The sequence below is a fragment of the uncultured Leifsonia sp. genome (assembly GCF_945957465.1).
Taxonomy (GTDB): domain Bacteria; phylum Actinomycetota; class Actinomycetes; order Actinomycetales; family Microbacteriaceae; genus Leifsonia.
This window is the reverse complement of record NZ_CAMFLC010000016.1, coordinates 49,057-69,475: the sequence shown is the minus strand read 5'-3', so window position 1 is coordinate 69,475 and position 20,419 is coordinate 49,057. Positions and strand designations below refer to the sequence as shown.

Genomic DNA, 20,419 nt, shown 5'->3' with positions numbered 1-20,419 from the left:
TGCCATCCACAACCCCTCGAATCTCGGGGTGTTGCGATGATCACTGGAATCCGCCCTCAGGGGGCCGGGCCTTCGTCGTGCCGGCAGGCGGCGGGCTGCTGCTGCTCCGGCGCTACCCCTCGACGCGGATGCGCCCCTGCGCGAGGTCGGCGATGGTGCGCACCGCCCCCTCGCGGGCGGTCCTCGGCAGTCGAAGCCGCAGTACGACCTCCGCGCCGTACTCGGCGTCGGGCTCCGCGTAGCCGGCGGCGTCCGCCCACCGGCGCACCCGCTCGGCGTCAGCGTAGTCCGCGCGCAGTTCCAGCGTGGTCTCGGGGACGCGTTCGACCGTCTCCGCATTGGCCAGCGCCGTGGCGGTGGCGTCGGTGTAGGCACGCACCAGGCCGCCCGCCCCGAGTTTGACGCCGCCGAAGTAGCGGACCACCGCCGCCAGAACGCCGTCGAGCTCGTGGTGGCGGAGGACCTCCAGGATGGGTCGGCCCGCCGTCCCCGACGGCTCCCCGTCGTCGGACATCCCGGACTGGCCGCCGGCGAGCAGCGCCCAGCACACGTGCGCGGCGCCGGGATGCTCGGAACGGAGGCGCGCGAGTTCCGCGAGTGCGGCCTCCCGGTCGTCGACGGGGAGCACGTATCCGAGGAATCGGCTGCGGCGGACCTCGAGCTCGGAGCCGACGGGGGAGGTCAGGGTGCGACTCACGTCTCAACGGTACCGGCTCGACCCCGCTGCTAGCCTGGTGTCGAACTCATCGGTTCAGTACGGGCGTGCTGAGCCGGGGACGGGAGGAACCCATGACGAGGACGGTGGACGATACGTTGAGCCGCACGTTCGCGGCGCTCGCGGACCCGACGCGCCGTGCCATCCTGGCGCGACTTGCGCACGGTTCGGCGAACGTCGGCGATCTCGCTGCGCCCTTCGATATGAGTTTCACGGCGGTGTCGAAGCACCTGCGCGTGCTCGAGGGCGCCGGGCTGGTCTCGCGCGGCAGAGACGCGCAGTATCGCCCGGCGATGCTCGATGCCCGCCCGCTCGCGCAGGCGTCGGCGTGGATCGACGACTACCGGGTGTTCTGGGGCGACAGCTTCGACGCGCTCGATGACGTCCTCGCGAGCGGGCCGGGCGGGGGCGCGGCCGATACGATCCCGTCCGCTGCGGCGGAGCGCGAGAAGGGCGAGGAATGACCGGCATCACCGAGGACGGCATCCAGATCGACAGGGAGTTCGCTGCACCGCCCTCGGCCGTGTTCGCGGCCTGGACGACGCCGGAGTCGTTCGCCCGCTGGTTCGGCGGGCGCGAGGTTCAGGTTCCGCTCGATGCACTCGACTATCGCGCAGAGGCGGGCCGCGCCTGGTCGGCGATGATGGTGCTCCCCGACGGGAGCACCATCGACTGGGCGGGCGAGTTCCTCGAGGTGGATCCGCCGTCGCGCCTGGTCATGACGCTCACCGATCGCCCGGCGGAGGGCGAGCGTGCCGTGCTCACCGTGGAGCTCACCCCATCCGCGGCCGGGACGCACCTGCGGATGACCCAGCAGACCCCGGGCTTCACCGACGAGCAGCGACTCGGCACGATCGCCGGCTGGCAGACCTTCCTCGACGTTCTGGCGGACATCGCCGAGAACTGACGCGGCATCGGAGGTCAGTCGAGCCGGATCTCCACCGGCTGATACGACCATGGTCCCGGGCACTGGCCCCACATCCCCGTGCGCTCAGAATGCACGGGGAGGTCGTGCGTGGCGTCGGCGGAAGCGCCGCCGCTTCCGCAGCACGCCGCGACGACGCTATTGAACTATCAAGTTCAGAACCGATAGGTTAAATAGGTGGCGGGACCGGCCGTCACTTGAGGGGAGGACCCACCATGCGCTCACTCATCGTCTCCACGTTCATCTCCGCCGACGGCGTCGCACAGTCGCCGGGCGACGACGCGTCCTACCGCAACGCCGGCTGGACCTTCCGCTCGGTCGAGTTCGATCCGGCCGCCTACGAGCTCAAGGGCCGGGAGCAGGAGAAGTCCGGCGCGGTGCTGCTCGGCCGGACGAGTTACGAGCTGTTCGCGCCGGTCTGGCCGTCGATGGACGAGTTCGCCGGCTACAACGCGATGCCCCGCTACGTGGTCTCCACTTCGCTTCGGCATGACGACGAGCGTTGGCCCGCGACGATCCTCCGCTCACTCGACGACGTCGCGGCGCTCAAGGCCGGCGATGGGGCGCCGATCATCGTCCACGGCAGCCTCCGACTCGCGCGTTCACTCGCAGAGGCCGGACTCGTCGACCGCTACCACCTGCTGGTCTTCCCCGTCCTGCTCGGCGAGGGCGCACGCCCCTTCAGCGAGTCTCCACACCCGGCGCTGAAGCTGACGGTGGCCGAACACGAGGTCTACGGCAACGGGGTGCAGAAGCTGGTCTACGACGTGGAGCGGTGAGTGCGGTCGCCGGCCGCGCGCGGAATCGGCGGGTGCCCCCAGTGGGACTCGAACCCACACTCGGGCGATTTTAAGTCGCCTGCCTCTGCCAATTGGGCTATGGGGGCCGAGCGGCTCGGGGCGCCGATCGGGGGGACGGGACGCCGTCCGGGGATCAGCGGTTCTTGAAGGGCGCCTTCGCCATCTGCACCACGGCGGCGAGCGCGAGCGCACCGCCGACGATGACGACAGTCCAGATGAATCCGATCAGCACGCCTTCCATAGCTCCCACCATATATGGTGCGACGACCACCGCGCCCCTTGTCGTCGCCGTTGAGGCGGTGGAAGGTGAGGGCATGATCCGGATCGGTTCCGTCGTGTGGGGGGTCCGCGACATCCCGCGGGCCGTGGAGTTCTGGTCGGCCGTGCTCGGTTACGGGCCGCTGTACGAGCCGGATGTGGACTGGGCGCTCCTGGTGTCGCCCGACGGCGTGGGGCCGCGACTCGCGCTCAAGCTCGTCGGCAGCGAGGCGAACGCCTCCCCGCGGCACCATCTCGACCTGTACGCCGACGATCAGCTCGCCGAAGCCGACCGGCTCCGGGCACTGGGCGCGACCGACGTCGAGTGGGAGTACGAGGAGGGCGCTGACTATCTCGTGCTCGCCGACCCCGACGGCAACCGCTTCTGCGTCGTCGCCGCAGGCGAGGCCGCAACAGCAGATGCTGCAGCAGCAGATCCCGCAGTGCACTGAGAGGACGTTCAGACCGTCCAAAGGCCCCACCCACCCTCACCGTGCAGACTGGGTCCAGACACCCTTTCTGGTGAGGTGTCCTCCGACCCGGCTGGAGCCCGAGATCCCCCGACGTAAGGCTCCGGCCGGGTCCCCCTCTGTGTACGCCTGCCCGGCTATGCTCGTCGGATGACCGAATCGACCCGATGCCCGTGCGGGAGCGGTGAGACGTACGGGAACTGCTGCGGTCCGCTGCACGCCGGCTCGCCCGCTCCGACGGCGGAGCGGCTGATGCGGTCGCGGTTCAGCGCTTTCGCGCTCGGCGACGCCGCGTACCTCCTGCGCAGCTGGCACCCCTCGACTCGTCCGCAGGCGCTCGACCTGGACGACGGGCTGCGCTGGTACCGGCTCGACATCGAGTCGACCGAGCGGGGCGGCCCCTTCGATCGTGACGGCGTCGTCGCGTTCATGGCGTACTACAAGGGCGCCCAGCGGGGCACTCTGCAGGAGACCTCGCGGTTCGCCAAGGACGGGCCCGACTGGTTCTACGTGAAAGCGCTCTGACTCGGCTCGACGTCGTCACGGTGTCAGCGTGCGGGCTCGACGTACCGCTCCCACAGCCACACCGACACGCTCACCGCCGCGAACACGATGGCCGCGACGACCGCGGCGACCACGCCCGCCCCGGCCTGGACGAGAGACGCGACGGGAAGCAGCAAGGCGAACAGCACGGTGTAGATCACCAGCGCCATGGCCAGCCACAGCGGGCGCGACCAGCGCAGCACGGACCGGCCGGCGAGCCTGCCGAACGGGAGGAGGGCGACGGCCGTCGACCCGATCGCGATGAGGGCGGTCGAGTTGGCGAGCTCCCGCACGAACGCGGAGACCTCGCCCGACGGTGCCGGCAGCAGGCCGACCGCGAGCCACGCGAGCACGCCGAGCGCCGCGACCGCACACAGTTGCACCGCGGCGGTGCGTCCGCGCGCGACGCGGTCGGCGGCCTTCGGGAGCGCTGCGCCCAGCACGAGGCCGAAGAGCAGAGCGGGTTCGAGGCCGACGAGCCGTGAACCGAGCGCGGCCGCCGCCACGACCGCCAGGAGCCCGGGCCGAACGACCGGCCGGGCGAGAGCGAGACCGAGGTGCCTGGTCATCCCGCGCGCCGCCAGCACCCAGATCGCGTTAACACCGACCACGGCCAGTGTGACGGCGGTGAGAAGTCTCAGGTAGGCGGCGGCGTCCTGCACCGAGGTCGACAGCGTCACCAGGGCGGCGGCGGTGACACCGACGACGGGCGCCAGCCAGACCGGTTGCGCAGCCGCGGCGGACCCGGTGTGCGCGCCGCCGAGCAGAGCGTCGGCCTCGCCGAGCTCCGATCGCGCTCGGTTGCGCCCGAAGAGGGAAGCGCGGCCTGGGCGCGCCTCCCGCGGGCGGGAGAGTGCGGCGATCAGGAGGCGGGCGGGCAGCACGAGCAGCAGGAGTGCCGCGATCGCCAGGCCGACCGAGCGCAGCCACCCCGGCACCGACTCCACGGAGACCACCGGCGCCGACGCCGTGCTGAACGGGGTGTCCGTCCAGCCCTTCGTCTCCGGGTGCGCCGGGGTGGCCGGGGAGGACGGGGAGGGGTTCGGCGGTGCGGGCTGCGCGGGAGCCGGTGTGGTCGACGGGGAGGGGGCGGGCGTGTCACGCGGGGCGGCCGCGGTGGCGGCAGCCACCGAGATCGCCACGGAGTTGCTGCCGGCGCTCACATTCCCGGCCGCGTCGCGTTGAAGCGCCGACGCCAGGTACCCTCCCTCCGGGAGGTCGGCGCGGCACGACCACGCCGTGCCGGAGACGGTCGCCGTGCAGGCGACGGTCGTTCCGTGCGCTGTGCTCGCGTAGACGGTGACCGTCGCACCCGGTTCTCCGGACCCGCCGAAGACGATCGTCTGCCCGACCGTGCTCGTGGCGCCCGGTGCGGGAGACGTGAGTGTCGGCGCAGCGGGGGCGGACGTGTCGACGACGACGGTGACGGAGCGGCTCGGGTCGGAGCGGGTCGACGAGAACGGGGCCACCTGTGTCGCCGTCACCGTGTGCGTGCCGTCGCGGAGCCCGCCGATGACGCATCCCCAGCTGCCGTTGCTGTCGGCGGGGAACGAACAGGAGTCGCCGGTCTCCGCCGTGACCGCGACCGTCGCGCCGGGATAGGCCGTTCCGCGGATGCCGCCCCCGGTCGCGCCGCCGTCGGCGGAGGTGATCGTGGGAGGCGTGAGGACGTCGACCCGTGCGCTGTCCGAGAGCCCGGTGCCGCGCGACTCGGCGCGAACCGGCACACCGGGACCGTCGGGGAGACGCTGGAGGGCACAGCGGAAGCGACCGTCGTCGCCCGCGGTGGCGGTGCAGCGCGAGTCCGCGTTCGTCGAGGATCCGCCGGAGACGTCGATGACGTCGCCGGGATCCGCGGTGCCGGAGACGGTCAACGGAAACGAGGTGACCAGGTGGTCGGGAAGCGGGTCGAGGTGCGGCGGCCCGGGAGTCGGTGTCGGCGTCGGGGTACCCGAGGCCGTGTCGGACGGGGCCGCCCGCGGTGAGACCGGCGGAGAGGTGTCGGAACGTGCGGTTTCGGTGGTGCCGTGCAGGGAGGGCTGCTGCGGGGCGGCGGTCGCCGGAGTCGCGAGCGTCGCGGCGGCCAGCAGTGCGAGGATCAGACCGGTCAGGGCAGCAGCGAACAGTCCGGTCGCCCCCCGCGGCCGGACTGGTGGAGATACGTCAGACAGAAAAACCCGCATTCCACCCCATTCCACGGGTCGGACACGACGGATGTCAAACCAACGGGCCGGATTTGCGGCATACTGACAACTGGGTCAACTGTCCCACTTCGCGCGACGACGCGCGAACCGGCACCGCAAGGAGCTCCGATGACGCGCATCCCCCCGGCGGACCGCCGCGCAGCGCTCGTGCAGGCTGCCCTGCGGGTCATCGCCCGCGACGGCGTGGCCGCCGCCACGACCCGCCGCATCGCCGGCGAGGCGGGGATGCCGCTCGCCAGCTTCCACTACGTCTTCGAATCGCGCGACGAGTTGATGGCCGAACTGGTCAACGCTGTCGTGTCCAGTGAGCAGACGGACCTCGAACCCGCCCTGGACGCCTCCCGGGCCCCACTGGGGATCCGCGCCGCGATCCGGTCGGGTCTCCAGCACTACTTCGACGGCGTGCGAGCCGATCCCGATCGCGAGAAGGCCATGTTCGAGCTGACCCAGTGGGCCCTGCGGGAACCCGGCTTCGCACCGCTCGCCGGACGGCAGTACGACCGGTACTACGAACTCGCCGAGAGGGCGGCGCGCGACGCGGCCGACCTCACCGGCAGCACCTGGAACCGCCCCGTCGCCGAGGTCGCCCGCCTCCTCGTCACGCTGACCGACGGTGTGACGATCGCGTGGCTGGTCACCCGGGACGACGCCGCGGCGGAGCGCGCCCTCGACTTCGCTGCGGACGCGCTCGCGGCGCTCGCCGCCCCCGTCGACTCCGCCGACGACACCGACTCCGCCGCCCCCACCGACTCCGCCGACCACACCGCCGGATCCCTCCTCCCCAACCCGAACGCAGGTGCCCGATGACCCACACCTCGACGCCCGCCGTCTTCGCCGAACCCACCCGGCGCGTCCCCGGCCGCTGGATCGCCGCCTTCGCGGTCGCCTGGCTGGGCGTCTGGATGGCGCAGCTCGCGCCGATCCAGAAGCTGCTGCCCGACCAGGTCCAGGCACAGCTGCACACCGACTACTGGGTCGACAACGTCATCGCGTTCGGCATCATCTCGGGAATCTCCGGTGTCTGCGCGATCATCGCGTACCCGCTCACCGGCGCCCTCTCAGACCGCACGACCAGCCGGTTCGGCCGGCGTCGGCCCTGGATCGCGGGCGGCGCCCTGCTGTTCGCCGTGTCTCTGATGCTGCTCGGCCTCCAGACGACGATGGTCGGGATCGGCGTCTTCTGGTCGCTCGCGCTCACCGGTTTCTGCGTGCTCACCGCCGCCCTCACCGCGACGATCTCCGACCAGGTGCCCGTCGACCAGCGCGGGTACGTGTCGGGCTGGATCAGCGCGCCTCAGGCGATCGGGATCATCCTCGGCGTCTCGCTCGTCACGTTCGTGTTCGTCGGGGCGCTGATCGGCTACACGGCGATGGCGGTGCTCCTGGTCGTGCTCGTCCTCCCGTTCCTGTTCCTGCCGGACGCTGTGCTGCCCGCACACCTGCGGGAGCGGATGACCTTCCGCGGCGTCGTGGAGGGGCTGTGGATCAGCCCGCGCGAGCACCCCGACTTCGGCTGGACGCTGCTCAGCCGGGTGCTGGTGAACTTCGGGAACGCGTTCGGCACCTCGCTGCTGCTGTACTTCCTGGAGTTCGGCCTCCATGACGCCCACGCGGACGACGATCTGCTCGTGCTGATCCTGATCTACATGGTGTTCGTCATCATCGCCTCACTCGCCCTCGGCCGGCTGTCCGATCGGCTCGGGAGGCGCAAGGCGTTCGTGTTCGTCTCGTCCGCTCTGCAGGGCGTCGCGGCGCTGCTGCTGGCGTTCGTGCCCGAGCTGACGGTCGCGATGGTGGCCGCTGGCCTGCTCGGACTCGGGTACGGCTGCTTTCTCTCCGTCGACCAGGCGCTCGCGACTCAAGTGCTGCCCGACCCGGAGAACCGCGGAAAGGACCTCGGCATCATGAACATCGCCACGGCCGTGCCGCAGGCCATGGCGCCCCTGTTCGGTGCCGCGATCGTGGCGGCCCTCGGCGGCTTCGTCGGCCTGTTCGTGCTGTCGGGCGTGTTCGCGTTCGCCGGGGCCCTCGCGGTCGCACGCGTGAAGGCGGTTCGCTGATGCCGGCGACAGGAGCGAGAGCACACCAGACGCAGAATCGACGGAAGGACGCCGTGAACCCGATCGACCTGACCACCAAACCGGCCCCCGCCGAACGCACCTGGACGACCCCCGACGTCTTCTGGCCCGCACTGGGGGTCGCGACGGCTCGTCTCGACCCGGCCTTCGCGGTGCTGCACCTTCCCGCTTTGCGGCACAACGCGCACGACATGCTGCGACGCGCGGGCGGGAGCCCGGACCGTCCGGGCAAGACCATCCGCGTCGCGTCGAAGTCGGTACGGGTGCGGTCGGTGCTCGACGCGGTGCTCGCCCTCCCCGGCTACGCGGGCGTGCTGGCGTACACCCTCCCCGAGGCGCTCTGGCTGGCGGAAGGCGACGCAGGGCACCCGCCCATCGAGGATGTCGTGGTCGGGTATCCGACCGCCGACCGCGCCGCCATCGCCCGCCTCGCCGCGTCGCCCGAGCTCGCAGCGCGCGTGACGCTCATGGTCGACTCGGTCGCGCACCTCGACTTCATCGACGCGGTCGTCCCGCCCGGCGAGCGCGAGACCATCCGGCTCTGCCTGGAGTTGGACTCGTCATGGGACGCCCCTGTCCTCGGGCACATCGGTGTCTACCGCTCGCCGCTGCACAGCGTCGACGCCGTGCGCGAGGTCGCCGAGGCCATCGTGCGACGCCCTGGCTTCGCCCTGGTCGGGATGATGGGCTACGAGGCGCAGATCGCCGGCCAGGGCGACGATCCGCCCGGGCGCCCGGCCTGGGGCGCGACCCTGCGCTGGATGCAGAAGAGCTCGCGGGAGGAGCTGCTCGCACGCCGCGGTGAGGCCGTCGCCGTCGTCCGGGCCCTCGCCGACCTCGAGTTCGTGAACGGCGGCGGCACCGGATCGCTCGAGTTCACGGCCTCCGACCCCTCGGTCACCGAGATCGCCGCGGGCAGCGGCCTGTTCGGAGGTCACCTGTTCGACACCTATCGCGGCTTCCGCCCGGCCCCCGCCGCGTCCTTCGCGCTGTCGGTGGTGCGACGCCCGGACCTGCGCACCGCGACCCTGCTCGGCGGCGGCTGGATCGCGTCCGGGCCTCCCGGACCCGATCGCCTCCCGAAGATCGAGTGGCCGACCGGCCTGTCGATGGTCGATCGCGAGATGGCGGGCGAGGTGCAGACGCCGGTCACCGGAGCGGCCGCGGGGATCCTGCGCATCGGCGACCGGGTCTGGCTGCGGCACACCAAGTCCGGCGAGCTGAGCGAGCACGTGGACGACTTCCACCTGGTCGACCTCGTCGACGGCCGCGCCGCGGTCGTCGGGTCGGTGCCGAGCTACCGCGGGGAAGGCCGGGTGTTCCTGTGACGGCGACGGGCGCGGTCATGCGCAACGGGGTGTGGCACAACTGGGGCCGCAGCGAGTCGATCCGGCCGCAGCGCATCGAGCGACCCCGAGACGCCGGGGCCGTGCAGCGCGCAGTGGCGGCAGCGGCGAAGCAGGGGATGCGGGTCAAGGCGGTCGGCGCCGGTCACAGCTTCACCGCGATCGCCGCGGCGCCGGGCGTGCTGCTCGACCTCGAGGACCTCAGCGGTGTGCTCGACGTCGACGTGGAACGCGCGCGGGTGCGGCTGGCCGCGGGAACGCGCCTCCACCAGCTGCCGCGGCTGCTGCGCCCGTACGGCCTGGCCCTGCAGAACATGGGTGACATCGACCGGCAGACCATCGCGGGGGCGACGTCCACGGGCACGCACGGGACAGGCGGCTCGTTCGGCGGCCTCGCGACGCAGATCGTCGCGGTCACGCTGGTCACCGGCTCCGGCGAGCTGCTGACGGTGTCCGAGGATGAGAACGCCGAGCTGCTCCCCGCCGTGCGCCTCGGGCTCGGGGCGCTCGGGGTGGTCGTCGATATCACCCTGCAGTGCGTGCCCGCCTACCTGCTGAAGGCGGTGGAGCGCCCGGAGCCGCTGCAGCAGGTGCTCGACACCTATCTCGACCGGTCCGCAGCGGAGGACCACTTCGAGTTCTACTGGTTCCCGCACACCGAGACCGGTCTCACCAAGACGAACACGCGTCTGCCGCTCACCTCGGAGCGCGCGCCGCTCTCGCCGGTCGGCCGCTGGATCGACGACGAACTGCTCGCCAACGGCGTCTACCGGGGCGTCTGCGCCGTCGGGACGGTGGCGCCGGCGATCATCCCGCCGTTCAGTCGGCTGGCGCAGCGCCTCACCGGCAATCGCGACTTCACCGATCATTCGCCGCGCGTCTTCGTGACGAACCGGACGGTGCGCTTCCGCGAGATGGAGTACGCCATCCCGCGCGAGGCGGTGCCCGGCGCGCTCGGCGAGGTGAAGGCCCTGATCGAGCGTCGCGGCTGGCGCATCTCCTTCCCGATCGAGGTGCGCTCGGCGGCGGCGGACGACAACTGGCTGTCGACGGCGTACGGCCGCGAGACCGGCTACATCGCCGTGCATCGGTACTACCGGGAGGATCCGACCGAGTACTTCACCGCTGTCGAGGAGATCATGAAGGCACACGACGGCCGACCGCACTGGGGCAAGATGCACTACCGCGACGCGTCCTCGCTGCGCCACTCGTACCCCCGGTTCGACGACTTCCTCGCCGCCCGCGACCGTCTCGACCCCGACCGACGTTTCGAGAACGCCTACCTCCGCCGGGTGCTCGGCCCCTGAGCGAACGCCGAGGCGGCGCATGATGCGCCTCCTCGGCGGATTCGGGGCGAATTCGCGCCGCCTCGCGCGCTAAGCGGTGCGGCGCTGGAGGGTGAGGGCGCCGACGACGACGGCGCCGACGGCGAACGCTCCGATGATGAGGAGCTGGCCTCCCACGTAGGCGGCGTCGTGCGAGTCCGTCGCCACCGCGTTGAGCGCGTCGACGGCGTGCGACAGCGGCAGCCAGTCGCTGATCTCCTTGAGACCGGCGGGCAGTTGGTCGCGCGGCAGGAAGATCCCGCCGAGCAGGATCTGCGGGAACACGATCGCCGGCATGAACTGCACCACCTGGAACTCGGTGCGGGCGAAGGCGCTCGCGAACAGGCCCAGCGTGCTGCCGAGCACGGCGTCCGTCACGGCCACAGCCACCAGCAGCCAGGCGTCGCCCTTGATCGTCAGCCCGCACACCCAGATGGCGTACCCGGAGGCGACGAGCGACTGGATGACGGCGAGCACCCCGAACGCCAACGTGTACCCGAGGATGAAGTCGCCCTTGCCGAGCGGCATCGAGAGCAACCGCTCCAGCGTTCCCGTGCGACGCTCCCGGAGCGTGGTGATGCTGGTGACCAGGAACATGACGATGAACGGGAACAGGGCCAGCATCGCCGGACCGATCGTGGCGAAGACGTCGGTGTCGGTGAAGATCCAGGCGACCAGGCCGATGAGGAGGCTGGGCACGACGACCAGGAGGACGATCGTGCGCGGGTCGTGCCGGATCTGGGTGAGGACGCGGCCGGCCGTGGCGAGCGTGCGGGTGGCGTTCATCGTGCGGCCCTCTCCTCCTCCGCGCCGGGATCGCCGTCGCCCTCCGCCGGCTCGGCGAGCGCGTGGCGCGGATGGTGCCGGCGCAGCAGGGTGAGGAAGGCCCCCTCGGCGTCGGCGGCGCCGGTCTCGGCCAGCAGTCGCTCCGGCGTCGTGTCGGCGAGGATCGCGCCGTCCCGCATCAGCAGCAGGCGGTCGCAGCGCGTCGCCTCGTCCATGACGTGGCTCGAGATCAGGAGGCTCGTGCCGCCGTCGGCGAGCCGGTGGAACAGCGACCACAGCTCGACGCGCAGCACCGGGTCGAGACCGACCGTCGGCTCGTCGAGCACCAGCAGGTCGGGGGAGCCGAGCAGCGCGGCCGCCAGTGACACGCGGCTGCGCTGGCCGCCGGAGAGCGTGGAGACCAGTCGGCCGGCGTTCGCCCCCAGGTCGGTCGCGTCGATCGCGCGCTCGACGTCGTCCTTTCCCGCCCCGAGGACACGGCGGAAGTAGGCGAGGTTCTGCCGGACGGTGAGGTCGTCGTAGACGCTCGCGGCCTGCGTCACGTAGCCGACCCGGTGGCGCAGGGCCGCCGACCCGGCCGGCTGGCCGAGCACCTCCACCCGGCCCCCCGCGACCCGCTGCACGCCGACGATCGAGCGCATCAGCGTCGTCTTGCCGCACCCGCTCGGCCCGAGCAGGCCGATGACCTGTCCACGCGGGATGCTCAGGTCGAGCCCGTCGAGCACCGCGGTGCGACCGCGGCGCACCCGTAGGCCTTCGATGACGACGACGGCGCCTGAATTCATCATGCGATGAATTATTCGCCCGCGCCGACCCGTCCGTCAAGATCGCCGAACAGGTGCCACTGGATCACCGGCCCGACCCGCCGGGCCAGTTCGTCCGGGCCGGCGTCGGCGACCGGCTTCAGTTTCAGGGCGTAACGCGTCATCATCAGGCCGACGATCTGCGAGGCGGCCAGGTCGGCGCGCAAGTCGGCATCGTCCGAGTGGGCGAGTGCGGCCAGGCGGGTGAACACCTCCCGCGTCAGGAACTCCCGCAGCATGCGCGTCCCGGCGCCGCTGCCCAGCGCTGTGCGCAGGATGAGCACCATCCGGCCCGCGGCGCGCTCGTCCTCCAGCTGGGTGAGCAGATAGCGCACCAGTGTCTCGCCGATCTCGGCGCGCGGGGCGCTCAGCACGATGTCGATCACGCGGTCGGGGCGCAACGGCGCCTCCAGCGTCGCGGTGAACAGCTCGGCCTTGTCGTCGAAGTAGTGGTGGACGAGGGCCGAGTCGACGCCCGCGCGACGGGCGATCGCGCGAAGCGAGGCGGCCTCGTAGCCGCGCTCGGTGAACTCCTCGGCGGCGGCGCGCACGATGGCCGAACGGGTGGAGGCCGCCCCGCGCTCCTTGCGCGGGCGGCCGCGGCTACGGCGTTCGGCGATCTCGCTCACGACAGCAATTGTGCACCCCGGCGGCGGGGCGCTGTCCATCCGCATTGCGGTTGCTTCGAGAGTGGTGGGAAGGCGGTGGGAGGCGCATCCGCGCCCGTTAGGATGCTGTCAGCGCCGTCGATCAGCGCCCAGACGCATAGGAGTTCCCGCAATGGAATGGCTCATTCCGGTCATCATCGTCGTCGTGCTCGTCGCGATCATCGGAATCTACTTCTGGGCCACGTACAACTCGCTGGTCACGCTCAAGGTCCGGGTCGACGAGGCCTGGAGCGACATCACGGTGCAGCTGAAGCGTCGTGCCGACCTCATCCCCAACCTGATCGAGACGGTCAAGGGCTACGCCACGCACGAGCGCGGGGTGTTCGAATCCGTCACGAAGGCGCGGGCCGAGACGCTGAGCGCACAGACGCCGGGCGAGGCATCCGTGGCCGAGGGGCACATGCAGACCGCCCTGAAGAGCATCTTCGCCGTGGCCGAGGCGTATCCGCAGCTGCAGGCGAGCCAGAACTTCCTGCGACTGCAGGCCGACCTGGTCGACACCGAAGACAAGATCCAGGCCTCCCGCCGGTTCTACAACGGCGGGGTGCGCGAGTTCAACACGAAGATCAAGGTCTTCCCCAACAACCTGTTCGCGCGCCGTCTGGGCTTCAGCGAGCGCGAGTTCTTCGAGGTCGACAACCTGGCGGCGATCGCCGAGCCGCCGCGCGTTCAGTTCTAGGTCGTCGATGTACAGGGCTATCGCCAGGAACAAGCGCAACACCGTCTTCATCATCCTGCTGTTCCTGGTTCTCATCGGTGCGCTCGGATGGCTGTTCTCGGTCATCTACAACAGCTGGGCGATCCTGGCGTGGGTCGCGATCGGCGCGATCGTCTACGCGGTGTTCCAGTACTTCATGGCCTCCAGTCAGGCGCTCAGCATGTCCGGGGCGGTTCCGATCACCAAGGCCGACAATCCGCGGTTGTGGAACGTCGTCGAGAACCTCTCGATCACGACGGGGACGCCGATGCCGGCGGTCTACATCATCAACGATCCCGCGCCCAACGCGTTCGCGACCGGGCGGGACCCCCAGCACGCCTCGGTCGCGGCGACCACCGGTCTGCTCGACATCATGAACGACGCCGAGCTGGAGGGCGTGATGGCGCACGAGCTCGGGCACGTGCGCAACTACGACATCCGCCTGTCGATGATCGTGTTCGGCCTCACGGTCGCGATCGGGCTCATCGCCGACATCTTCGTCCGCATGGCGTTCTTCGGTGGCAACAACCGCAACAACAACAACGGCGGCAATCCGTTCGTGCTCGTCGCGGGTCTGATCGCGGCCATCATCGCTCCGCTCGTCGCCACACTGGTGCAGCTGGCGGTATCGCGCCAGCGCGAGTATCTCGCCGATGCGACGGGTGCGATGACCACCCGCCACCCGGACGCCCTGGCGAGCGCCCTGCTCAAGCTGCAGGACTACGGCCAGCCGATGCGACGCCAGAACAGCAGCATGGCGCACCTCTGGATCGCCGAGCCGCTCAAGCCCAGCCTGATGAGCCGCCTGTTCTCGACGCACCCGCCCATCCCCGAACGCGTGGACCGCCTCGAGAAGATGGGCTCCACCTTCTGACCCGAGCCGCATGATTCGTCACGAATGTCCACATTCGTGCCACGAATGTAGGGATTCGTGACGAATGTCGGCGCGCGCGGCGCGGTATTACGCCTCGGCGGCCTCGAGTTCGGCGGTGCCGGTGTAGCGGTAGCGCACGCGCGTTCCGACCGGCTGCTCGTCGACCGGCCGCCACTCGGTCCCGGCGTTGTTCGAGCCGTCGACCACGTCGATGTCACGGATCAGGTCGGCGGGCGCCCCATCGCGGTAACCCGTGATGACCTCCGCGTAGACCGTCGAGTCCGGGTTCAGCAGTACCGCGATGTAGTGGTTCGACTCGCGGATGTCGTCGGTGCCCACCCACATGCGACCGTCGAACTGGACGCACGCCCGGCCGTCGGATCCGCGTTTGACGCCGGTGACGATCCCGTCGAGCCAATGATCGCCGTCGCGGTAGGCGAAGAGCTCGCGCATGGGCTGTTCGTAGTCGGCCTCGTCGGCCCCGTCGGCGTTCAGATACTCCAGCGGTGAACTCATGCCCGCACCTTACCCCCGCGCGCCGCGGCTCCGCGAGGGTTCGTAGCGCCGGCTCGCCCGACCACGGGTGGATCAGAGCGTGGCGGCGAGCACCGGGGCGAGGTCGCCGCGCGCGCCGTCGGCGACACGCACCTCGCCCAGGCCCTGCCAGGCCGCCGTCTGCGCCAGGAGCGGCACGAGCCGCTCGGCGATGGGGCCGCCGTGGCCCGACTCGGTCCACGCCGACTGCACGCGCAGGACGCCGGCCTGACGGTCGCTTTTGAGGTCGATGCGGCCGACGAGGTCGTCGTCGAGGAGGATCGGGAGGGAATAGTAGCCGTACACCCGCTGCGGCGCCGGGGTGTAGATCTCGATGCGGTAATGGAACCCGAACATGCGCAGGGCGCGATCGCGGAACCAGACGACCGGGTCGAACGGCGACAGCAGCGCGGCGGCCTCGATCGACCGCGGCTTGCGGGCGTCCCGGTGCATCCACGTCTTCAGCGGGCGGCCTCCCGGCGCCTCCCATCCGCGCACCTGCACGGGGATGAGTTCGCCCGCGTCTTCGAGCTGCTGAAGGGCGACCTGCACCGCGGGGCCTTTCAGCCGGTAGTAGTCGGCCAGGTCGCGCGCGGTGCCGATGCCGTGCGCGACCGCCGAACGCCGCACCAGCTCGCGGATGGCGTCTTCATCGTCGACGGTGCGGTCGAGCACGTGCGCCGGCAGCACGTCGTCGACCAGCCCGTAGCGCCTCTGGAAGCGGGTGCGGCCCGCGATCGCGACCTCGCCGAACAGGAACATCCGCTCCAGCGCCCGCTTGACCTCCGACCACCCCCACCACGGCCCGGAGCGCCGGTTGGCATCGTGTTCGATCTCGCTCGCCGCCAGGGGCCCCTTCTCGGCCAGCTCGGCGCGCAGCCACTGCAGGGTGCTCTCGTTGGCGGCGAACCACGCGTTACCGGTGCCGTAGCGCTCGCGATACAACCGCATGCGCCACCGGAACAGCGGCCAGTCGTCTTTGCGCACGAATGCCGCCTCGTGCGCCCAGTACTCGGTGTGCGGCCCGCGGGCGTCGAACGTCAGTCTGTCGAGCAGCGTACGGTCGTAGACGCCGAGCCGCGCGAACGCCGGAAGGTAGTGGCTGCGCTCGAACACGTTGACCGAGTCGATCTGGAGCAGGTTGATGCGATCGACGAGTGCGTTCAGCTGGCGGGTGCCCACCACCGCCGGGCGCGGCCGGCCGAAGCCCTGGGCGGCGAGCGCGATGCGGCGCGCGAGAGCGGGGGAGAGCTGTTCGACCACGCGTCGACCCTATCGGGGCGGTCCGACATCGGCCGTTCACCGACTGGTCACCCTCCGCTGGCCCGCGCGTACCCCGGCCTGCCTAGCGTTGCGACGAGCCGGGTCGAACGCCCGGCGATCAACCCGTGCACTGGAGGATATTCCGTGATCAACAAGCGCGCTCGCGTCGCCGGCCTCGCCGCCGCTGCGACCGTCGTCGCCCTCTCGCTCGCCGCCTGCTCCGGCGGCGCGAACGCGAGCAGCACAGCAGACACCGGCAAGGTCGCCACCGCCACCGACGTGGCCTCGGCGGGCGGGATGGACGCCCTCGTCGCCGCCGCGAAGAAGGAGGGCAGCCTCAACATCATCGCGACGCCGGGCGACTGGGCCAACTACCAGGAGATCTTCGACGGCTTCACCAAGAAGTACGGCATCACCATCAACCCGAGCCAGGACTCCGCGTCCAGCCAGGAGGAGATCGACGCCGCCAAGAAGCTGAAGGGCCAGGACACCGCTCCGGACACCTTCGACATCGGCTCCTCCGTCGCGCTGGCCAACACGCAGTACTTCGCTCCCTACAAGCCCACCGGCTTCGCCGACATCCCCGCCGCCCAGAAGGAGAAGGACGGCCTCTGGAAGGTCGGCTACTACGGGGTCATGTCGGTCGGCTACGACGCGAACAAGATCAAGACGGCTCCGAAGTCGTTCTCCGACCTCCTGAAGCCGGAGTTCAAGGGCGCCGTCGCGCTCAACGGCAACCCGACCCAGGCCGCCGCAGCGGCGGGCGCCGTCGCGTACGCCGATCTGCAGAACGGCGGCACTCTCGACGACCTCACCCCGGGCATCGACTGGTTCACCAAGCTCAAGGCGGCCGGCAACTGGAACGCCGCCGACGGCAAGCCGAACACCATCGCGTCGGGCGAGACCCCGGTGCTCCTCGACTGGTCGTTCAACCAGAAGGGCTACGCGACCTCCGACACCATCAAGTCGGGCGGCGTGAACTGGAAGTATGTCGTGCTCCCGGGCACCGCGTATGTCGGCTACTACAACCAGGCGATCAACAAGGACGCCCCGCACCCCGCCGCCGCACGGCTGTGGGAGGAGTACCTCTACAGCGACGCCGCTCAGAACGCGTGGCTGAAGGGCGGCGCCTACCCGGCCCGCGTCGACGCCATGGAGAAGGCGGGCACGCTCGACACCAAGGACTTCCCGGGCAAGCTCGACAAGGTGGCCGTGATGACGGACAAGCAGGCCACCGCGGCGGGCACGCTCCTCAACGCCAAGTGGGCCAACGCGGTCGGCTGATGACCGAGACCCTCGCCGCTCCAGCGGCCGATGCTGCCGCCGGGATCACCTCGCGTGACTCCCGGCGGCAGCCGTCGTCGCGCCCGGCCGGGCCGAAGCGGCGCCGCCGCCGTGGCGCCGCCGCGGTCCTCGGCCTCACGCCGTTCGCGTTCTACGTCGTGGTCTTCCTCGCCGTGCCCACCCTCGTGGCGGTGGGGAGCGGCTTCGTCGACGGCGCCGGGCGCTTCACCTGGTCCAACATCACCGGACTGGCCGAACCGGCGATCGCCGGCTCGTTCTTCGGCGCGTTCTGGCTCTCCGCCGTCACCGCGATCGTCGGAGCCATCGCGGGGGCCGCGCTCTGCTTCGCGATGCTGCACTCGCGCCCGGGCGGCGCCGCCCGCTCCGTCGTCGACTCGGCCAGCAGTGTCCTCGCACAGTTCGGCGGTGTCATGCTCGCGTTCGCCTTCATCGCGACGATCGGCGCCCAGGGGCTGGTGACGGTTCTGCTGCGCAACGTCTTCCACATCAACATCTACGAGAACGGCGTCTGGCTCTACACCGTGCCCGGGCTGATCCTCCCGTACCTCTATTTCCAGATCCCGCTGATGGTCATCACGTTCCTGCCTGCCCTGGAGGGACTGCGCCCCCAGTGGCTCGAGGCGACCGCCACGCTGGGCGGCACTCGCTGGACCTACTGGACCCGTGTCGGCGGCCCCATCCTGCTGCCGTCGTTCCTCGGCAGCCTGCTGCTGCTGTTCGCCAATGCCTTCTCGTCCTACGCGACCGCGGCCGCGCTGGTCGGGCAGGCGAACAACATCGTCTCGCTGCAGATCCGCCAGGCGCTCATCTCCGAGACCGTCCTCGGACGCGCCAACCTGGCAGGCTCGATGGCGCTCGGGATGCTCGTGGTCATGGTCGTCGTCATGCTGGCGTACTCCGCTCTCGTCCGCCGCACGGCGAGGTGGCAACGATGAGCGGGCAGAACCCGTTGCGGCTCGGGCCCGGCCCCGTCGTCCGCACGGTGATCTGGGTCGTGCTCGGCGCGTTCTTCCTCATCCCGCTGTTGTCGATGCTGGAGTTCACCCTTCGCACGGCCAAGCCCGGCGTCTACAGCTTCGACCGCTGGATCGCGGTCTTCGGCGGCGGTACGACGCGCTACGACCGCGTGTACCAGGGTCTCGGCAACTCGCTCGTGCTGGCGGTCGTCACTGTCGCGATCGTGCTGCTGGTGCTGCTGCCGACGATCGTGCTGATCGAGCTGCGGTTCGCCCGGCTGCGCCGGCTGCTGGAGGCCGTCTGTCTCCTGCCCATCATGATCCCGGCGATCGTGATGGTCGTCGGGCTCGCGCCGACGTACGCCGTGGTCACCGAGATCTTCGGCTCTGGCGCCTGGACGCTCGCGTTCGCGTACGGGATCACCGTCCTGCCGTACGCGTACCGCGCCATCCAGAGCAACGTCGCCGCGGTCGACATGATCACGCTCAGCGAGGCGGCGCGCTCCCTCGGCGCCGGCTGGGGGACCGTCTTCTGGCGGGTGCTCGTGCCGAACCTGCGCCGCGGGATCCTTGCCGCGTCCGCACTGTCCGTCGCGGTCGTGCTGGGCGAGTTCACCATAGCCTCCCTGCTCAGCCGCGTGAACCTGCAGACCTCTCTGCTGCTGGTCTCGCAGTCAGACCCCTTCGTCGCGGTCATCTTCGCCCTGCTGGCGCTGGTGTTCGCGTTCGTCCTCCTCGTCGTCGTCGATCGTGTCGTCGGTTCCCGCCGGCGCACGCGCGGCCACGCTCTGAAAGGCTCATGATGACCGTCCTCGCAGAATCCTCCGTCGCCGCCGCGCGCGTCGGCTCCACCGTCGAGCTCGACGGGCTGGTGCGCGACTTCGGCGGGGGCGCCGGTCTCGCCGGATTCTCGCTGCAGGCCGCGCCGGGGGAGTTCATCGCGCTGCTCGGCCCGTCGGGCTGCGGAAAGACCACAGCGCTGCGCGCGCTGGCCGGGCTCGAGCGCGTCGATTCCGGACGCATCCTCATCGACGGGCGCGACGTCACCGACGAGCCGACGAGCCGGCGCGATCTCGGGATGGTGTTCCAGTCGTACTCGCTCTTCCCGCACCTCACCTCAGGCCAGAACGTCGAGTTCGGGCTGCGGATGCGCAGGGTGGCGGCCGAGAAGCGCCGCCGCCGCGCGGCCGAGGCGCTCGAACTCGTCGGTCTCGACCACCACGCCGGGCGGTACGCCCACCAGCTGTCCGGCGGCCAGCAGCAGCGGGTGGCGCTCGCCCGGGCGCTGGTCACCGAGCCGCGCGTGCTCCTGCTCGATGAGCCGCTGTCGGCCCTCGACGCCAAGGTGCGCGTGCAGTTGCGCGAGGAGATCCGCCGCATCCAGACCGAGCTCGGGATCACGACCTTCTTCGTCACGCACGACCAGGAGGAGGCGCTCGCCGTCGCGGACCGCGTCGCTGTCATGCGCGCGGGCGCCATCGAGCAGATCGGAACGCCGGAAGAGCTCTACCATCGCCCGGCGACGGCTTTCGTGGCCGAGTTCGTGGGCCTGACCAACCGGGTGCCCGGGGCGGTGTCCGGCGGCGTGCTGCAGGTGCTCGGCCAGGCCGTGCCGCTTGCCGCTCCCGCTGCAGACGGCCCGGTGATCGCCTATCTGCGCCCCGAGGATCTGCTGCTGACGACGGAGGGACTGCCGGCCGAGGTGCTGACCAGCAGTTTCCTCGGCGCGCTGCGGCGCACCCGCGTGCGGCTGGCCGACGGGTCGGAGCTGGCCGTCCAGCACGGCGCGCGGGAACAGCCCACGCCGGGCGAGCGCGTGCACCTCGCGCTCTCCGGCACACCTGTCACCGTCGCGCCCGCCGCCTGAGT

22 protein-coding genes and 1 tRNA gene are annotated in these 20,419 nt (G+C 70.8%); 15 read left to right on the top strand and 8 right to left on the bottom strand.

What is annotated here, in order from left to right; genetic code table 11:
- Positions 1-112 precede the first annotated feature (112 nt).
- Complete coding sequence (locus Q0Q23_RS09530; RefSeq protein ID WP_295122425.1) at positions 113-697, bottom strand: YigZ family protein; 585 nt, start codon at positions 695-697, stop codon at positions 113-115.
- A 92-nt stretch (positions 698-789) separates the two neighbouring features.
- On the opposite strand from Q0Q23_RS09530, the gene Q0Q23_RS09525 reads away from it, so the two are divergent.
- From Q0Q23_RS09525 to Q0Q23_RS09515, 3 genes are all read left to right on the top strand, one after another.
- Positions 790-1,179, top strand: a complete 390-nt coding sequence (locus Q0Q23_RS09525) for a helix-turn-helix transcriptional regulator (RefSeq protein ID WP_295122423.1) — start codon at positions 790-792, stop codon at positions 1,177-1,179.
- Positions 1,176-1,622, top strand: a complete 447-nt coding sequence (locus Q0Q23_RS09520; protein ID WP_295122421.1) for an SRPBCC domain-containing protein — start codon at positions 1,176-1,178, stop codon at positions 1,620-1,622. Before Q0Q23_RS09525 ends, Q0Q23_RS09520 begins: the two co-directional genes overlap by 4 nt.
- Before the next feature lie 233 nt (positions 1,623-1,855).
- Positions 1,856-2,419: a dihydrofolate reductase family protein gene (locus Q0Q23_RS09515; RefSeq protein ID WP_295122419.1), complete on the top strand. Its 564-nt coding sequence runs from the start codon at positions 1,856-1,858 to the stop codon at positions 2,417-2,419.
- Positions 2,420-2,452: 33 nt separating this feature from the next.
- On the opposite strand, the gene Q0Q23_RS09510 is transcribed toward Q0Q23_RS09515, so the two are convergent.
- Positions 2,453-2,526: transfer RNA gene (locus Q0Q23_RS09510), tRNA-Leu, on the bottom strand.
- A 228-nt stretch (positions 2,527-2,754) separates the two neighbouring features.
- Here Q0Q23_RS09510 and Q0Q23_RS09505 point away from each other — a divergent pair.
- Positions 2,755-3,150, top strand: coding sequence for a VOC family protein (locus tag Q0Q23_RS09505; RefSeq protein WP_295122417.1), 396 nt, complete (start codon positions 2,755-2,757; stop codon positions 3,148-3,150).
- Between the two features lie 168 nt (positions 3,151-3,318).
- The gene (locus tag Q0Q23_RS09500) at positions 3,319-3,693 is read left to right on the top strand and encodes a YchJ family protein (RefSeq protein WP_295122414.1); all 375 of its coding nucleotides are present in this window, start codon (positions 3,319-3,321) and stop codon (positions 3,691-3,693) included.
- A 23-nt stretch (positions 3,694-3,716) separates the two neighbouring features.
- Here the strand turns inward: Q0Q23_RS09500 and Q0Q23_RS09495 are convergent, their stop codons facing one another.
- Complete coding sequence (locus Q0Q23_RS09495) at positions 3,717-5,894, bottom strand: Ig-like domain-containing protein (RefSeq protein ID WP_295122412.1); 2,178 nt, start codon at positions 5,892-5,894, stop codon at positions 3,717-3,719.
- Between the two features lie 129 nt (positions 5,895-6,023).
- Here Q0Q23_RS09495 and Q0Q23_RS09490 point away from each other — a divergent pair, with 129 nt between their 5' ends.
- Genes Q0Q23_RS09490 through Q0Q23_RS09475 form a run of 4 tightly spaced genes read left to right on the top strand, consistent with a single transcriptional unit; the run spans position 6,024 to position 10,646 of the window.
- A complete protein-coding gene (locus Q0Q23_RS09490) occupies positions 6,024-6,722 on the top strand; it encodes a TetR/AcrR family transcriptional regulator (protein ID WP_295122410.1) in 699 nt (232 codons plus the stop codon).
- The gene (locus Q0Q23_RS09485; protein WP_295122408.1) at positions 6,719-7,975 is read left to right on the top strand and encodes an MFS transporter; all 1,257 of its coding nucleotides are present in this window, start codon (positions 6,719-6,721) and stop codon (positions 7,973-7,975) included. Before Q0Q23_RS09490 ends, Q0Q23_RS09485 begins: the two co-directional genes overlap by 4 nt.
- 53 nt (positions 7,976-8,028) lie before the next feature.
- The gene (locus Q0Q23_RS09480) at positions 8,029-9,321 is read left to right on the top strand and encodes an amino acid deaminase/aldolase (protein ID WP_295122405.1); all 1,293 of its coding nucleotides are present in this window, start codon (positions 8,029-8,031) and stop codon (positions 9,319-9,321) included.
- Between the two features lie 17 nt (positions 9,322-9,338).
- A complete protein-coding gene (locus Q0Q23_RS09475; RefSeq protein WP_295122438.1) occupies positions 9,339-10,646 on the top strand; it encodes a D-arabinono-1,4-lactone oxidase in 1,308 nt (435 codons plus the stop codon).
- Between the two features lie 69 nt (positions 10,647-10,715).
- On the opposite strand, the gene Q0Q23_RS09470 is transcribed toward Q0Q23_RS09475, so the two are convergent.
- From Q0Q23_RS09470 to Q0Q23_RS09460, 3 genes are read right to left on the bottom strand one after another with little or no spacing between them, the layout of a single operon-like run.
- Positions 10,716-11,450: an ABC transporter permease gene (locus Q0Q23_RS09470; RefSeq protein WP_295122403.1), complete on the bottom strand. Its 735-nt coding sequence runs from the start codon at positions 11,448-11,450 to the stop codon at positions 10,716-10,718.
- Positions 11,447-12,238, bottom strand: coding sequence for an ABC transporter ATP-binding protein (locus Q0Q23_RS09465; protein WP_295122401.1), 792 nt, complete (start codon positions 12,236-12,238; stop codon positions 11,447-11,449). Before Q0Q23_RS09465 ends, Q0Q23_RS09470 begins: the two co-directional genes overlap by 4 nt.
- A gap of 8 nt (positions 12,239-12,246) precedes the next feature.
- Entirely contained in the window at positions 12,247-12,882 is a 636-nt protein-coding gene (locus Q0Q23_RS09460; RefSeq protein WP_295122399.1) for a TetR family transcriptional regulator, read from the bottom strand.
- A gap of 151 nt (positions 12,883-13,033) precedes the next feature.
- Here Q0Q23_RS09460 and Q0Q23_RS09455 point away from each other — a divergent pair, with 151 nt between their 5' ends.
- Positions 13,034-13,600, top strand: a complete 567-nt coding sequence (locus tag Q0Q23_RS09455; protein WP_295122397.1) for a LemA family protein — start codon at positions 13,034-13,036, stop codon at positions 13,598-13,600.
- A gap of 7 nt (positions 13,601-13,607) precedes the next feature.
- A complete protein-coding gene (locus Q0Q23_RS09450; RefSeq protein WP_295122395.1) occupies positions 13,608-14,492 on the top strand; it encodes a M48 family metalloprotease in 885 nt (294 codons plus the stop codon).
- Positions 14,493-14,579: 87 nt separating this feature from the next.
- Here the strand turns inward: Q0Q23_RS09450 and Q0Q23_RS09445 are convergent, their stop codons facing one another.
- Together Q0Q23_RS09445 and Q0Q23_RS09440 are read right to left on the bottom strand one after the other, a co-directional pair.
- Entirely contained in the window at positions 14,580-15,008 is a 429-nt protein-coding gene (locus tag Q0Q23_RS09445; RefSeq protein ID WP_295122393.1) for a hypothetical protein, read from the bottom strand.
- Between the two features lie 72 nt (positions 15,009-15,080).
- A complete protein-coding gene (locus Q0Q23_RS09440) occupies positions 15,081-16,289 on the bottom strand; it encodes a winged helix-turn-helix domain-containing protein (protein WP_295122392.1) in 1,209 nt (402 codons plus the stop codon).
- A 144-nt stretch (positions 16,290-16,433) separates the two neighbouring features.
- On the opposite strand from Q0Q23_RS09440, the gene Q0Q23_RS09435 reads away from it, so the two are divergent.
- The 4 genes from Q0Q23_RS09435 to Q0Q23_RS09420 are packed head-to-tail and all read left to right on the top strand — an operon-like array spanning position 16,434 to position 20,417.
- Positions 16,434-17,573 carry an ABC transporter substrate-binding protein gene (locus Q0Q23_RS09435; RefSeq protein WP_295122390.1) on the top strand — a complete coding sequence of 380 codons (1,140 nt, stop codon included), beginning with the start codon at positions 16,434-16,436 and terminating at the stop codon, positions 17,571-17,573.
- Positions 17,552-18,529, top strand: coding sequence for an ABC transporter permease subunit (locus tag Q0Q23_RS09430; protein ID WP_295122388.1), 978 nt, complete (start codon positions 17,552-17,554; stop codon positions 18,527-18,529). Before Q0Q23_RS09435 ends, Q0Q23_RS09430 begins: the two co-directional genes overlap by 22 nt.
- The gene (locus tag Q0Q23_RS09425) at positions 18,526-19,353 is read left to right on the top strand and encodes an ABC transporter permease (RefSeq protein WP_295122386.1); all 828 of its coding nucleotides are present in this window, start codon (positions 18,526-18,528) and stop codon (positions 19,351-19,353) included. Before Q0Q23_RS09430 ends, Q0Q23_RS09425 begins: the two co-directional genes overlap by 4 nt.
- Positions 19,353-20,417 (top strand): ABC transporter ATP-binding protein, encoded by a 1,065-nt coding sequence (locus Q0Q23_RS09420; protein ID WP_295122436.1) that lies wholly within the window; start codon positions 19,353-19,355, stop codon positions 20,415-20,417. The genes Q0Q23_RS09425 and Q0Q23_RS09420 overlap by 1 nt, the downstream gene beginning before the upstream one ends.
- The last annotated feature ends 2 nt before the right edge of the window (positions 20,418-20,419 follow it).

Coding starts and splice junctions, on each gene's coding strand:
- Q0Q23_RS09485 (WP_295122408.1), top strand. CDS start 6,719: ATGACCCACACCTCGACGCCCGCCGTCTTCGCCGAACCCACCCGGCGC.
- Q0Q23_RS09445 (WP_295122393.1), bottom strand. CDS start 15,008: ATGAGTTCACCGCTGGAGTATCTGAACGCCGACGGGGCCGACGAGGCC.
- Q0Q23_RS09455 (WP_295122397.1), top strand. CDS start 13,034: ATGGAATGGCTCATTCCGGTCATCATCGTCGTCGTGCTCGTCGCGATC.
- Q0Q23_RS09500 (WP_295122414.1), top strand. CDS start 3,319: ATGACCGAATCGACCCGATGCCCGTGCGGGAGCGGTGAGACGTACGGG.
- Q0Q23_RS09450 (WP_295122395.1), top strand. CDS start 13,608: ATGTACAGGGCTATCGCCAGGAACAAGCGCAACACCGTCTTCATCATC.
- Q0Q23_RS09465 (WP_295122401.1), bottom strand. CDS start 12,238: ATGATGAATTCAGGCGCCGTCGTCGTCATCGAAGGCCTACGGGTGCGC.
- Q0Q23_RS09525 (WP_295122423.1), top strand. CDS start 790: ATGACGAGGACGGTGGACGATACGTTGAGCCGCACGTTCGCGGCGCTC.
- Q0Q23_RS09505 (WP_295122417.1), top strand. CDS start 2,755: ATGATCCGGATCGGTTCCGTCGTGTGGGGGGTCCGCGACATCCCGCGG.
- Q0Q23_RS09520 (WP_295122421.1), top strand. CDS start 1,176: ATGACCGGCATCACCGAGGACGGCATCCAGATCGACAGGGAGTTCGCT.
- Q0Q23_RS09490 (WP_295122410.1), top strand. CDS start 6,024: ATGACGCGCATCCCCCCGGCGGACCGCCGCGCAGCGCTCGTGCAGGCT.
- Q0Q23_RS09425 (WP_295122386.1), top strand. CDS start 18,526: ATGAGCGGGCAGAACCCGTTGCGGCTCGGGCCCGGCCCCGTCGTCCGC.
- Q0Q23_RS09515 (WP_295122419.1), top strand. CDS start 1,856: ATGCGCTCACTCATCGTCTCCACGTTCATCTCCGCCGACGGCGTCGCA.
- Q0Q23_RS09495 (WP_295122412.1), bottom strand. CDS start 5,894: ATGCGGGTTTTTCTGTCTGACGTATCTCCACCAGTCCGGCCGCGGGGG.
- Q0Q23_RS09470 (WP_295122403.1), bottom strand. CDS start 11,450: ATGAACGCCACCCGCACGCTCGCCACGGCCGGCCGCGTCCTCACCCAG.
- Q0Q23_RS09420 (WP_295122436.1), top strand. CDS start 19,353: ATGACCGTCCTCGCAGAATCCTCCGTCGCCGCCGCGCGCGTCGGCTCC.
- Q0Q23_RS09475 (WP_295122438.1), top strand. CDS start 9,339: ATGCGCAACGGGGTGTGGCACAACTGGGGCCGCAGCGAGTCGATCCGG.